Source organism: Acinetobacter lwoffii (genome assembly GCF_024129685.1).
Taxonomy (GTDB): domain Bacteria; phylum Pseudomonadota; class Gammaproteobacteria; order Pseudomonadales; family Moraxellaceae; genus Acinetobacter; species Acinetobacter lwoffii_X.
Window position 1 is genome coordinate 1 of sequence record NZ_JAMXXL010000051.1, and the last position, 12960, is coordinate 12960.

The window sequence follows — 12960 nt, forward strand, 5'->3', positions numbered from 1 at the left end:
TTTTCTAAAACAGGTTGTTTTTATCACGTCCTCATCGGTTTTTGGTGCTATATCATTCACACGATTTTTAGCGATTAAAATACCGATCGATCGTATTTTAGCGCTTCAAGATCATAGACTTGATACACAGCATCAAACAGGTAACGAATGTATTCGCTTTCATCCATATTGCGCATCGCCATAAAGACAGGACTCACTGCAAAAGCATCTGCTAGAGGTACAAAGTTAAGATGGGCTAATTTAATGTTTTGTGCGCTTTCCGGTACGATGCAGACGCCTTCTCCGGCAGCGACAAAGCCCAGTGCCAGCTGTAACTCACGGACAATCCGGATATTTTTCGGTTCAAGACCATACTCAGAAAATATGCCACGAACCTGGGTAGAGAAATTTGCCTTTCCAGTATTCGGATATAAGAACAGATGCTGATCGACCAGTTCAGATAAATGTATATTTTCACGATGACCCAGTACATGACTTGAATGAGCTGCCACCACTAGGCGTTCTTCACGCAATAACACGCGTTTTATCGCAGGATCCGAAATTCTTAAACGGCCGAAACCGACATCAATTCTTCCTTCTTTCAGCGCCTGAATCTGTTCATAGGTATTCATTTCCATCATCTCGATTTTGAGATAAGGATGCTGCTGCTTAAATAGAAACACAATACGCGATAGTAAACCGAATAATAAAGATCCGACAAAACCAATGCTAATAGTGCGATCCGCGATGCCAATCCGCTTGGTCATCGATTTGATTTCTTCCGCATTAGACAAAAGTTTAACCGCATGCTGATAGAAGAATTGACCTGCTTCTGTGGTCTTAAGCGGTCTACTCCCTCTTTCAAAGAGCTGAATATCCAGTTCCTGTTCCAGATTTTGTATCTGTCTGCTTAAAGGTGGCTGAGCAATAAACAGTTTTTCTGCCGCTTTGGTAAAACTTTGTTCTTCGACGACGGCAACGAAGTAACGCAAATGTCTGAGTTCCATGGCTGTGAATACCTTTAAAGTATAAAAAAATGCTAAATCGATCTTAGACCAATCAACATTATTCTTTTAAGGTATATCAAGTCAAAGCATTAAAGCAAGAATGTGAACCCGTATTATGTATAAGTCAGTTGAAACCTTGCTGGTAGAAATTCCAACCATTCGCCCTCACAAGATGGCAGTGGCGACGATGCAAACCCAGACCCTGGTATTGGTCAAAATCACCACTGAAGATGGTTACATCGGTTGGGGTGAAGCAACCACTATCGGTGGCTTAGGTTATGGTGATGAAAGCCCGGAAAGCGTAAAAGTTAATATTGAAACTTATTTTGCGCCTCTTTTAAAAACATTATCCGGTTTAAATGTTGCACAGACATTACAAGCAATCAAAAAGAATATTAATGGTAACCGTTTTGCCAAATGTGCGATTCAGACTGCACTTTTAGACATTCAGGCACAACGTTTAGGTTTGCCATTAAGCGAAGTCCTCGGTGGTCGCTTACGTGACAGTATTCCAGTTCTTTGGGTATTGGCTTCTGGCAATACCGAAAAAGATATTGCTGAAGCAGAGAAAATGGTTGCGGCAAAACGTCACAACATTTTCAAACTCAAAATCGGTTCTCGTCCGGTAGAAGAAGATGTTGAACATGTGCTGGCAATTAAGAAAGCCTTAGGCAAAGACGTTTCGATCCGTGTCGATGTGAACCGTGCCTGGTCAGAACTGGAAGCGATTAAAGGCATCCAGTTATTGCAAGATGGCGGTGTTGATCTGATTGAACAGCCATGTGCAATTGATAACCTGGACGCCATGCGCCGTCTGACCCGACGTTTTGATGTTGCCATCATGGCAGACGAATCGTTAATGGGCCCGCACTCAGCGTATGAGATTGCCAAACAAAACGGTTCATCTGTTTTTGCAGTCAAAGTTGCCCAGTCGGGTGGCCTGATTGAAGGTTGCGAAGTAGGCAAGATTGCCAAACTTGCAGGTATTGACCTGTATGGCGGCACCATGCTGGAAGGCCCGGTAGGCACAATTGCTTCGGCACATGTGTTCTCTACTTTTGAAAGTCTGGCGTTCGGTACCGAGCTGTTTGGTCCTCTACTGCTGACTGAAGATATTTTGAAAACCCCACTCAACTATCAAAACTTTGAACTTGAGATTCCGAAAGGACCAGGTCTGGGGATTGAGTTGGATGAAAACAAGATTGACAACTTGCGTCGTCAGTAATTAGGAGAAACCCATGCTTTTTCACGTACGTATGGATGTAAACATTCCACGTGATCTGCCAGTTGAACAGGCAAACGAAATTAAGGCTGTTGAAAAGGCTTATTCACAGGAATTACAGCGTCAAGGCAAATGGCGTCATATCTGGCGCATCACGGGCCAGTACTCAAACATCAGTATTTTTGATGTTGAAAGCAATGAAGAGTTGCACAACCTGTTACAAGGCTTGCCTCTCTATCCTTATATGAACATTGAAGTAATGGCATTAAACCGTCACCCATCTTCAGTTCGAGATGACGACAGTTGATTGAATGAGCGGATTGGGAGTCACCGGATTCCCCTTCCAAATCGAAAACAGAGGGTACCTCAACAAGGATTGTGGCCAGCCAGATTTAGCCAGCCAATGAAAGCTAAAAAAGTGCGCCACTAAAAGATGAAAGACATACTTTAGGAGCAATAGTATGAATCGCCAAGAAATTGATGCATTAGTTAAGCAAATGAACGTTGATACAGCGACAGGTCCTGTAGATGAACGTGTACAACAAGTTGTTGTGCGTTTATTGGGTGACCTTTTCCAGGCTATCGAAGATCTTGATATTTCACAAACTGAATTGTGGAAAGGTCTTGAGTACTTTACTGATGCAGGTCAAGCCAACGAACTCGGTTTATTGGCGGCAGGTTTGGGTCTAGAGCATTATTTGGACCTACGTGCTGATGAAGCAGATGCAAAAGCAGGCATTAGCGGTGGTACGCCACGTACGATTGAAGGCCCGCTTTATGTAGCAGGCGCACCTGAAACAGTAAGCTTTGCGCGTATGGATGATGGTTCTGAAGAAGGCAAAATCCCGACTTTAATCATTGAAGGTACAGTGACGGATACTGACGGCAACCGTGTTGAAGGTGCCAAAGTTGAAATCTGGCATGCAAACAGCCTGGGCAACTACTCATTCTTTGACAAGTCACAGTCTGACTTTAACTTGCGTCGCAGCATCATTACCGCTGCTGATGCTCAATATACTGCATTGACTACAATGCCAGTGGGTTATGGCTGCCCTCCAGAAGGTACAACTCAGTTTGTACTGGACAAACTAGGCCGTCACGGTAACCGTCCATCGCACGTACATTACTTTGTATCTGCACCGGGTTACCGCAAGCTGACTACTCAATTCAATATTGAAGGCGACCAATACCTGTGGGATGACTTTGCATTCGCTACTCGTGAAGGTCTAGTGGCAACTGCGGTTGACGTAACTGATGAAGCTGAAATTGCAAAACGTGGTCTGAACGGTCCTTTCAAACACATTCAATTTGATATTGAACTTGTGAAAGAGAAACAAGACGCACCTTCTACTGAAGTTGATCGTCGCCGCGCTAGCGCTTAATACATTAAGAAGCGGGATATGCCTTGAGATATATCCCGCTGACTTCCCCCTTGGAAAGTCGGAGAAAGGACATGCCTCGTATTCCCGTAATTAACACCAGCCATTTAGACCGCATTGACGAATTACTGGTTGATGATTATGAATCTGGTGAATTTAAACTACACCGTTCAGTATTTACAGACCAGGCCCTGTTTGACCTTGAGATGAAATACATCTTTGAAGGCAACTGGGTTTATCTAGCACATGAAAGCCAGATTCCAAACAATAACGACTTCTATACTACCTATATGGGTCGTCAGCCGATCATCATTGCACGTAACCGTCAAGGTGAACTGAATGCCATGATCAATGCCTGTTCGCATCGCGGTGCACAATTGTGCCGTAACAAGAAAGGCAATAAAGCAACTTATACTTGCCCATTCCATGGCTGGACTTTCAATAACTCCGGCAAGTTATTAAAAGTTAAAGATCCGGCTGAAGCGGGTTATTCAGACTGCTTTAACAAAGACGGTTCACATGACCTGAAAAAGGTTGCGCGTTTTGAAAGCTATAAAGGTTTCCTGTTCGGCAGCTTGAATCCGGATGTCCCTGCTCTGGAAGAATACCTGGGTGAAGCGACCAAAATCATTGACATGATCGTGGATCAGTCTGAACAAGGTCTGGAAGTTTTACGTGGTTCTTCGACTTATACCTATGAAGGTAACTGGAAGTTGACTGCTGAAAACGGTGCCGATGGTTATCACGTGTCTGCTGTACATTGGAACTATGCTGCAACCACTCAGCAACGTAAAGAAAAACAGGCGGGTGACAACATCCGTGCCATGAGCGCAGGCGCATGGGGCAAACAAGGCGGTGGTTCTTACGGCTTTGAACACGGTCATATGCTGCTTTGGACTCAATGGGCTAACCCGGAAGACCGTCCTAACTTTGCCAAGAAAGATGAATACACTGCGCAATATGGCGAAGCCATGGCGAAGTGGATGATCGAACGTTCACGTAACCTGTGTATCTATCCAAACGTTTACTTCATGGATCAGTTCGGTTCACAAATCCGTGTCCTGCGCCCGATTTCTGTCGATAAAACTGAAGTGACGATCTACTGTATCGCACCTGTAGGCGAAGAGCCTGAAGCGCGTACCCGTCGTATCCGTCAGTATGAAGATTTCTTTAACGCTTCAGGTATGGCAACCCCAGACGATCTTGAAGAATTCCGTGCCTGTCAGGCAGGTTATGCCGGTATCGCGCTGGAATGGAACGACATGTGCCGTGGTTCTAAACACTGGATCCAAGGTCCGGATGATGCTGCCAATGAAATCGGTTTAAAACCAAAACTGTCTGGTATTAAAACTGAAGATGAAGGTCTATACCTGTCTCAGCACCAGTACTGGTTAGAATTGATCAAAAAAGGTATTGCGACTGAGAAAGAAATTGCAGCATCAACTGAAGGAGAAAACGCATGAGCGACATCACTTTAGAAAATATTGCTCAGTTCCTGTATCAAGAAGCCCGCTTTTTAGATGATGAACAATGGGATGACTGGTTAACTTGTTATGCCCCTACTGCGTCTTTCTGGATGCCAGCCTGGGATGATGATGACAAGCTGACCACAGATCCGCAGTCTGAAATCTCGTTGATTTATTATCCAGACCGTCAAGGTTTAGAAGATCGCGTGTTCCGTATCAAGACTGAACGTTCATCTGCAACCATGCCGGACACACGTACCTGCCATAACCTCAGCAATATTGAAATTGTTGAACGTGATGGCGACAAAGTGATTGTACGTTTTAACTGGAATACTTTGAGCTTCCGTTACAAAACAAGTTACAGCTACTTCGGTATGTCTCGTTATGAAATTGATTTCTCAGGCGATAAACCGCAGATTTTAAGCAAATATGTGGTACTGAAAAACGATTACATCAACCAGGTTATCGACATTTATCACCTCTAAGACTGTTTATACAGCCAGGTTATGCCTTTCGGTCAGATGGAAAATTGGCTGAAAGGCTCAGTTACAAAGATTTATATAGGATATTCAGCCATGTCAAACCACAATGTTGCACTTCAATTTGAAGATGGCGTTACACGTTTTATTTCTGTTTCAGATGGTGAAACACTGTCGGATGCAGCCTACTGTCAAAAGATTAATATTCCTTTGGACTGCCGTGATGGTGCTTGTGGAACGTGTCGTGCGTTTTGTGAATCAGGTTCTTATGACATGCCTGAAGAAACTTATATTGAAGATGCTTTAACGCCTGAAGAAGCCGCTGAAGGCTTTATTCTGGCTTGCCAATGTAAACCGACTTCAGATGCAGTGTTCCAGATTCAGGCCTCTTCAGAAGTTTGCAAAACTGAAATTCATGAATTCCAGGGTACGCTGGCTCGTGTCGAAAACCTGTCTGATTCGACTATTACTTTTGACATCCAGTTAGATGAAGGTCAACCGGACATTCACTTCCTTGCTGGTCAATATGTCAATGTCGGTATTCCGGGCACGACTGAAACCCGTTCATATTCATTCAGCTCAAAACCGAGTGACCGTTTGACCGGTTTCGTAGTACGTAACGTACCGAACGGCAAAATGAGTGAATTCTTAAGTAAAAATGCCAAAGCTGGCGACAAGATGACTTTTACCGGTCCATTTGGTAGCTTCTACCTGCGCCCTGTGACCCGCCCTGTCTTGATGCTAGCGGGTGGTACAGGTATTGCACCATTCATGTCGATGCTGCAAGTGCTGGAAGAAAAAGGTTCAGAACATCCAGTGCGTCTGGTATTTGGTGTAACCAATGACTTTGACCTGGTAGCGATTGAAAAACTGAACGAACTGCAAGACAAATTCCCGTGGTTCGAATACCGCACAGTGGTTGCTAACCCGGAATCTGCACATGAGCGTAAAGGCTATGTAACCGGTCATATCGAAAACGAATGGCTAAATGGCGGCGACGTAGACATCTACCTGTGTGGCCCTGTACCAATGGTTGAAGCGGTTCGCGGCTGGCTGGATGCTGAAGGCGTAAAACCTGCAAGCTTCCTGTTTGAAAAATTCTCTGCCAACTAATAGAGGGAATTTGTTCAATGTCTAATCGTCAAAGATTTGAAAATAAAGTCGTCATTGTGACCGGTGCCGCTCAAGGCATCGGTCGCGGTGTCGCGCTGCAAGTGGCGAGCGAAGGCGCCCAAGTCGTCATGGCTGACCTTTCCCCTTATGTAGAAGAAGTTCTGGCTGAAATTGAAGCGACTGGCGGTGATGCGATTACGGTCAAAGCCAATCTGGAAACGTTTGCCGGTGCTCAATCAGTCGTTGAAAAAGCGCTAGAAACCTATGGCCGTGTCGATGTCCTGATCAACAACGTCGGTGGCGCGATCTGGATGAAACCTTTCGAAGAATTTTCTGAAGAGGAAATTATCAAGGAAGTGAACCGTTCATTGTTCCCGACGCTGTGGTGCTGCCGTGCAGTTCTTCCGGAAATGATTAAAAATCAGAAAGGTACCATTGTAAACGTATCTTCTATTGCGACACGCGGCATTAACCGTGTGCCATATTCAGCGTCTAAAGGTGGCGTAAATGGCCTGACGGCTTCCCTTGCCTTTGAACATGCTAAAGACGGAATCCGTGTCAATGCAATCGCGACAGGTGGTACTGAAGCACCACCACGTAAAGTACCGCGCAATGCCAATCCACTGACTGAATCTGAAAAACAATGGATGCAGCAAGTGGTTGATCAGACCATTGACCGTACTTTCATGGGACGCTACGGTACGATTCAGGAGCAAGTGAATGCAATTGTATTCTTGGCTTCGGATGAATCATCTTATATGACAGGTACAGTAGTACCGGTCGGTGGTGGTGATCAGGGCTAATCCTGATCATCACGATTTTTAACAGGCTCATGGTTCGACGCAAGGAGGCACATCACCAATGAACACCCTGTTTCAGACATTAAAAAATGATTGGTCCATTTCAGCCACTGTTGCAGGATTTTTAGCAGTCCTGATCTCCTATTCGGGGCCACTGATCATTTTTTTCCAGGCGGCTCAGCAAGCCCAAGTTTCCCCGGACATGATGATTTCATGGATTTGGGGAATTTCTATTGGTGCTGCGCTCGCAGGTATCTTTTTATCAATTAAATACAAAATACCTGTCGTCACCGCCTGGTCTGCGCCCGGAACGGCTTTATTAGTCACGCTGTTTCCCGATATTTCACTCAATGAAGCGGTTGCTGCCTATATCACCTCTGCTGTGGTGATTTTTTTCATTGGGATCACCGGTTATTTCGACAAGTTACTGTCCTGGATTCCTCAGGAAGTGGCTGCCGGGATGATGGCAGGGATTTTACTGCAGTTTGGTTTAGGGCTGTTCACCGCGACCGATACCATGCCCTATATCGTCTTTGGCATGCTGGCGGTATTTTTGCTGGCCAAGCGTTTCAGTCCACGCTATGCCATGGTCTGGGTGCTGATTGCCGGTGTGGTTTTAAGCATGCTGCTGGGCAAGATTAACCCGGTCACGGCAGATTTCAGTCTGGCGATTCCGCAATTTATTGCACCGGAATGGACCTGGAGTTCAACCCTGAATCTGGCCCTCCCGCTCATTCTGGTCAGCCTGTCTGGCCAGTTTTTACCGGGAATGGCGATTATCAAACTCAGTGGTTATGACATGCCCGCTAAGCCAATCATAAGCGCAACCAGTATTGCCTCGCTTGCAGTGGCCTGTGTAGGTGGTATTACCATCGTATTGGCCTCGATCACAGCTGCATTGTGTTTAGGCAAAGACGCACACGAGCTGAAAGAAAAGCGTTATATCGCCGGCGTGGCCAATGGGCTTTTTTATATTTTAGGCGGCTTATTTGCCGGCAGCATTGTCATGCTGTTTAGCCTGATGCCCAAAGAGTTGATTGCGGCTTTGGCAGGACTGGCATTACTGGGTGCGATTGCTACCAACATTTCCGTGGCCATGGGCAAAGAATCACAACGTGATGCAGCACTGATTACCTTTTTAGCGACTGCTTCCGGCATGCATTTCTTGGGACTGAGTTCAGTCTTTTGGGGAATTTGCATTGGCTTAGTCGCACATTTTCTGCTGTCACAGAAAAACCGTAACGCAGTTCCGGTTACAGCATCAGATTCAAAACGAGTTTAAAGACATCCATCAGTTTAGGATATGTAAGGACCAGATTATGATAGATAAAAGTTCATTATCATTGAAAGAAGCACTCTCCCAGATCAAGGACGGTTCTACCATTATGATCGGTGGTTTCGGTACAGCGGGTCAGCCTGCTGAACTGATTGATGGTCTGATCGAATTGGGTATTAAAGACCTGATTATTGTTAACAACAATGCCGGTAATGGCGACTATGGTCTGGCGAAACTGCTTAAAGCGGGTGCTGTTCGTAAAATCATTTGCTCTTTCCCGCGTCAGTCTGATTCCTGGGTATTTGACGAGTTGTATCGTGCTGGAAAAATTGAACTGGAACTGGTACCACAAGGTAATCTGGCTTGCCGTATTCAGGCGGCTGGTATGGGTTTAGGTCCAATCTACACGCCTACCGGTTTTGGTACCTTGCTGGCTGAAGGCAAACCGACCATGAACTACGAAGGTAAAGACTACGTTTTAGAAAATCCGATTAAAGCTGACTTTGCCTTGATTAAAGCTTCTAAAGGCGATCGTTGGGGCAATCTGGTCTATCGAAAATCTGCGCGTAACTTCGGCCCGATTATGGCGATGGCAGCAGATGTGACCATTGCTCAGGTATCAGAAGTGGTTGAGCTGGGCGTACTCGATCCAGAGCACATCATCACCCCGGGAATTTTTGTTCAACACGTTGTTCAAGTTAAACCTGCACAATAATTGGCATCGGAGATAAATAATGAGCTATAGCAAACTGACCCGTGACCAGATCGCTGAACGTGTGGCACAAGACATTCCTGATGGTGCTTATGTGAACCTGGGTATCGGTTTACCGACCAAGATTTCCAGCTACCTGCCAAGCGATAAAGACGTCTTCCTGCATTCCGAAAATGGTCTGTTGGCGTTCGGTCCTCCTCCCGCTGAAGAAGACCGTGATCCTGAACTGATCAATGCTGGCAAAGAATTCGTGACCTTACTTGAAGGCGGTTGTTTCTTCCATCATGGTGATTCATTCGCGATGATGCGTGGCGGTCATTTAGACATCGCCGTATTAGGCGCGTTTCAGGTCGCTGAAAATGGTGATCTGGCCAACTGGCATACTGGTGCTCCAGATGCAATTCCAGCAGTCGGCGGTGCGATGGATCTGGCTGTGGGTGCCAAGAAAGTCTTTATTACCACAGATCATGTGACCAAAAAAGGTGAGCCAAAAATTGTGGCTGAACTGTCTTATCCGGCTACAGGCCTGAAATGTGTCGACCGTATCTATACCGACCTATGCGTGATTGATGTCACGCCTGAAGGGATGAAAGTGATTGAAAAAGTCGAAGGTCTGTCATTTGAAGAATTGCAGTCATTGACTGGTGCCAAACTGATTGATGGGACTCAATCAAATTAAGGGGAAGTCCCTCCTTTATTAAAGGAGGGACTTAGGGAGGATTTGAGGAATAAAACTACTTCATTAAATCCCTCCCAACCTCCCTTTAAAAAGGGAGGAGTTTTCTTCTTTTAAATATGTGAGCAAATACACAATGAAAAACGCATATATTATCGATGCCATCCGTACTCCATTCGGTCGTTATGCCGGTGGCCTCGCGCCTGTCCGTGCAGATGACTTAGGTGCGCTGCCAATTAAAGCGTTGATGGAGCGCAATCCAAGTGTGAACTGGGAACAGGTCGATGACGTGATCTATGGCTGTGCCAATCAGGCCGGTGAAGACAACCGTAACGTCGGTCGTATGTCTTCTCTGCTTGCAGGCTTACCTTATCAGGTGCCAGCGACGACCGTGAACCGCCTGTGTGGTTCATCGATGGATGCCATCGCAATGGCAGCACGTGCGATTAAAGCCGGTGAAGCGAATCTGATTATTGCTGGTGGTGTAGAAAGCATGTCACGCGCCCCATTCGTGATGGGCAAGTCAGAAACGGCGTATGGCCGTAGCCAAAAGATTGAAGACACCACCATGGGCTGGCGTTTCATCAACCCGAAACTGAAAGAAATGTACGGTGTGGAAACCATGCCGCAAACCGCTGAAAATCTGGCGGAGCAGTTCAACATCAACCGTGCAGACCAGGATCAGTTTGCCCTGACCAGCCAGCAACGTACCGCAGCAGCGCAGGCCAAAGGTTTCTATAAAAATGAAATCATTCCTGTGGTGATTCCGCAGCGTAAAGGCGAGCCGGTGGTTGTCGATACAGATGAACATCCACGTGCCTCTACCACTGCAGAAGCTCTGGCAAAACTGAAACCCGTGGTCAAAGCAGATGGTACGGTAACGGCTGGTAATGCTTCAGGGATTAACGATGGTGCAGCTGCCCTGTTGATCGCGTCTGATGAAGCAATTGCTCAACATGGCTTAAAACCACGTGCCAAAATTATTGGTTCAACCGTCGTTGGTGTTGAACCACGCATCATGGGCTTTGGTCCAGCACCTGCCATCAAGAAACTATTGGCGCAAACCGGTCTGACTTTAGAGCAGATGGATGTGATCGAGTTGAATGAAGCCTTTGCTGCTCAAGCGTTGGCATGTACCCGTGACTTGGGTATCGAAGACGGTTCAGAGAAAGTCAATCCAAACGGCGGTGCAATTGCCTTGGGTCATCCACTGGGTGCATCTGGCGCGCGTTTAGTGACAACTGCATTGAACCAGCTGGAACACACTGGTGGTAAATACGGTCTTTGTTCAATGTGTATTGGTGTTGGTCAAGGCATCGCTTTGATTATTGAACGCGTCTAACAACCTATTAAAAAGATAAACCTCCTCCCTTTTTTAAAGGGAGGTCGGGAGGGATTTCAATGCCAACTTTTACATCCAAAGATGCCCAGATCAATTACCAGACCTTTGGTGATGCAAAGAATCCGGCTCTGGTTTTTTCTAACTCATTGGGCACCAAATTCAGCATGTGGCAGCCACAAATTGAATTTTTCCAGCAGGACTATTTTGTCATCTGTTATGACACGCGTGGTCATGGGTCTTCCTCTGCACCACAAGGTCCATATAGCCTTGAACAGTTAGGTCAGGATGTGGTCAATTTGCTGGATCACCTGAACATCCAGAAGGCCGCTTTCTGTGGCATTTCTATGGGCGGTTTAACCGGTCAATGGTTAGCGGTTAACAAACCTGAACGTTTTAGCCACGTGATTATCTGCAATACGGCTGCCAAGATTGGTCAGGAACAAGCCTGGCTGGAACGTGCCGCGCTGGTGCGTGAACAAGGTCTGGCTCCGATTGCATCGACTGCAGCATCACGCTGGTTTACCGATCCCTTTGTCCAAAGCAACGCAGCGACAGTTGCAGAACTTTCAAACGACCTTGGAGCTGGCAGCCCGGAAGGTTATGCAAGTTGTTGCGAAGCTTTGGCTAAGGCGGATTTACGTGAACAGATCAAAACGATATCAGTGCCGGTACTGATTGTGGCCGGTCAGCAAGATCCAGTGACGACAGTTGCAGATGGACAAGCCATGCAAGCTGAAATTGCACAAAGCCAGTTGTTTGAAATCAATGCTTCGCACATTTCCAATATGGAACAACCAGAAGCCTTTAATCAGGCGGTTCAGAAATTTATTGCTGCTTAAACAATAAATGCAAAGAAAAAGCCACTGTTGATCAGTGGCTTTTTTATGCTTAGATTTAAAAAACTGGTTCTACATCAGGCCCAGATCACTAAAATCGCTGCAATCACTACTAAGCCCAGACCCCAATGCTCGGTACGTGCCAGTTTATCTTTAAAGAAATATGCAGAAATCAGCATACTAAATAGAATCTCAATTTGTCCCAAAGTTTTCACGACCGGCACACTCATCATGCTCATGGCAGTAAACCAGCCGAGTGATGCTATAAAACTGCACACACTCACTTTAAAAGTTAAGCCCAGACGTTGCCACATGGCTTGCAAGGTTTGGCGGCTAAACAGGCTGAGATAGATCAGCATACTGATACACTGAAAACCGATCACTGAGACTAGCACCCATGAAGCACGGTGTATGGTGGGTAGCATCGGTAATTCCAGACTTGCTTCACGCACCAGTAACGAAGTAATGGCGAAACTTAAACCACTGCCAATCCCAATCGCTAAAGTCTTGGTAGACAAGCCTGTCAGCTGACTACCTTTACTTAGCAGGAAAACTGCATAGCCCCCCATCAGCACACCCAGCCAGGCCAGCACAGACAAATGATCAGACAGGAAAATTACCCCGATAATAGCCGCCAGAATGGCTTCACTTTTTGCTAGCCCTACGCCAATTG

Annotated in this window: 14 protein-coding genes; 12 read left to right on the forward strand and 2 right to left on the reverse strand. The window is 46.1% G+C overall.

Annotation, left to right across the window (positions count from 1 at the left end):
• Positions 1 to 74: 74 nt before the first annotated feature.
• Positions 75 to 986: a LysR family transcriptional regulator gene (locus NI464_RS15060; RefSeq protein ID WP_168386886.1), complete on the reverse strand. Its 912-nt coding sequence runs from the start codon at positions 984 to 986 to the stop codon at positions 75 to 77.
• A 115-nt stretch (positions 987 to 1101) separates the two neighbouring features.
• Between NI464_RS15060 and NI464_RS15065 the strand changes: the two genes are divergently transcribed.
• The 12 genes from NI464_RS15065 to pcaD all read left to right on the forward strand — a co-directional run bounded on the left by NI464_RS15065 (position 1102) and on the right by pcaD (position 12290).
• Positions 1102 to 2211, forward strand: coding sequence for a muconate/chloromuconate family cycloisomerase (locus NI464_RS15065; RefSeq protein WP_004647035.1), 1110 nt, complete (start codon positions 1102 to 1104; stop codon positions 2209 to 2211).
• Positions 2212 to 2224: 13 nt separating this feature from the next.
• Positions 2225 to 2515: a muconolactone Delta-isomerase gene (catC, locus tag NI464_RS15070; RefSeq protein WP_004647036.1), complete on the forward strand. Its 291-nt coding sequence runs from the start codon at positions 2225 to 2227 to the stop codon at positions 2513 to 2515.
• 154 nt (positions 2516 to 2669) lie between these two features.
• Positions 2670 to 3590 (forward strand): catechol 1,2-dioxygenase, encoded by a 921-nt coding sequence (catA, locus tag NI464_RS15075; RefSeq protein WP_253139403.1) that lies wholly within the window; start codon positions 2670 to 2672, stop codon positions 3588 to 3590.
• A gap of 71 nt (positions 3591 to 3661) precedes the next feature.
• Positions 3662 to 5050: a benzoate 1,2-dioxygenase large subunit gene (gene benA, locus NI464_RS15080; protein WP_153566402.1), complete on the forward strand. Its 1389-nt coding sequence runs from the start codon at positions 3662 to 3664 to the stop codon at positions 5048 to 5050.
• Positions 5047 to 5538, forward strand: a complete 492-nt coding sequence (gene benB, locus NI464_RS15085) for a benzoate 1,2-dioxygenase small subunit (protein ID WP_253139406.1) — start codon at positions 5047 to 5049, stop codon at positions 5536 to 5538. The genes benA and benB overlap by 4 nt, the downstream gene beginning before the upstream one ends.
• Positions 5539 to 5628: 90 nt before the next feature.
• Positions 5629 to 6645 (forward strand): benzoate 1,2-dioxygenase electron transfer component BenC, encoded by a 1017-nt coding sequence (gene benC, locus NI464_RS15090; RefSeq protein WP_253139409.1) that lies wholly within the window; start codon positions 5629 to 5631, stop codon positions 6643 to 6645.
• 17 nt (positions 6646 to 6662) lie between these two features.
• On the forward strand, positions 6663 to 7448 hold the full coding sequence (benD, locus tag NI464_RS15095; RefSeq protein WP_004731107.1) for a benzoate diol dehydrogenase BenD: 786 nt from the start codon (positions 6663 to 6665) through the stop codon (positions 7446 to 7448).
• A 58-nt stretch (positions 7449 to 7506) separates the two neighbouring features.
• Positions 7507 to 8727, forward strand: coding sequence for a benzoate/H(+) symporter BenE (gene benE, locus NI464_RS15100; RefSeq protein WP_004731109.1), 1221 nt, complete (start codon positions 7507 to 7509; stop codon positions 8725 to 8727).
• A 37-nt stretch (positions 8728 to 8764) separates the two neighbouring features.
• Complete coding sequence (locus tag NI464_RS15105) at positions 8765 to 9436, forward strand: 3-oxoacid CoA-transferase subunit A (protein ID WP_153566399.1); 672 nt, start codon at positions 8765 to 8767, stop codon at positions 9434 to 9436.
• A gap of 19 nt (positions 9437 to 9455) precedes the next feature.
• A complete protein-coding gene (locus tag NI464_RS15110; RefSeq protein ID WP_253139411.1) occupies positions 9456 to 10112 on the forward strand; it encodes a 3-oxoacid CoA-transferase subunit B in 657 nt (218 codons plus the stop codon).
• 133 nt (positions 10113 to 10245) lie between these two features.
• Complete coding sequence (pcaF, locus tag NI464_RS15115; protein ID WP_153566397.1) at positions 10246 to 11451, forward strand: 3-oxoadipyl-CoA thiolase; 1206 nt, start codon at positions 10246 to 10248, stop codon at positions 11449 to 11451.
• 59 nt (positions 11452 to 11510) lie between these two features.
• Positions 11511 to 12290: a 3-oxoadipate enol-lactonase gene (pcaD, locus tag NI464_RS15120; RefSeq protein WP_153566396.1), complete on the forward strand. Its 780-nt coding sequence runs from the start codon at positions 11511 to 11513 to the stop codon at positions 12288 to 12290.
• 74 nt (positions 12291 to 12364) lie between these two features.
• Here pcaD and NI464_RS15125 read toward each other — a convergent pair.
• Positions 12365 to 12960 (reverse strand): DMT family transporter (locus NI464_RS15125; protein WP_253139415.1); only part of this gene is annotated, 596 nt, incomplete at its 5' end.

Bases quoted from the DNA above. Each gene is read 5' to 3' on its own strand.
- NI464_RS15060 (WP_168386886.1), bottom strand. From the start codon at position 986: ATGGAACTCAGACATTTGCGTTACTTCGTTGCCGTCGTCGAAGAACAA.
- NI464_RS15065 (WP_004647035.1), top strand. From the start codon at position 1,102: ATGTATAAGTCAGTTGAAACCTTGCTGGTAGAAATTCCAACCATTCGC.
- catC (WP_004647036.1), top strand. From the start codon at position 2,225: ATGCTTTTTCACGTACGTATGGATGTAAACATTCCACGTGATCTGCCA.
- catA (WP_253139403.1), top strand. From the start codon at position 2,670: ATGAATCGCCAAGAAATTGATGCATTAGTTAAGCAAATGAACGTTGAT.
- benA (WP_153566402.1), top strand. From the start codon at position 3,662: ATGCCTCGTATTCCCGTAATTAACACCAGCCATTTAGACCGCATTGAC.
- benB (WP_253139406.1), top strand. From the start codon at position 5,047: ATGAGCGACATCACTTTAGAAAATATTGCTCAGTTCCTGTATCAAGAA.
- benC (WP_253139409.1), top strand. From the start codon at position 5,629: ATGTCAAACCACAATGTTGCACTTCAATTTGAAGATGGCGTTACACGT.
- benD (WP_004731107.1), top strand. From the start codon at position 6,663: ATGTCTAATCGTCAAAGATTTGAAAATAAAGTCGTCATTGTGACCGGT.
- benE (WP_004731109.1), top strand. From the start codon at position 7,507: ATGAACACCCTGTTTCAGACATTAAAAAATGATTGGTCCATTTCAGCC.
- NI464_RS15105 (WP_153566399.1), top strand. From the start codon at position 8,765: ATGATAGATAAAAGTTCATTATCATTGAAAGAAGCACTCTCCCAGATC.
- NI464_RS15110 (WP_253139411.1), top strand. From the start codon at position 9,456: ATGAGCTATAGCAAACTGACCCGTGACCAGATCGCTGAACGTGTGGCA.
- pcaF (WP_153566397.1), top strand. From the start codon at position 10,246: ATGAAAAACGCATATATTATCGATGCCATCCGTACTCCATTCGGTCGT.
- pcaD (WP_153566396.1), top strand. From the start codon at position 11,511: ATGCCAACTTTTACATCCAAAGATGCCCAGATCAATTACCAGACCTTT.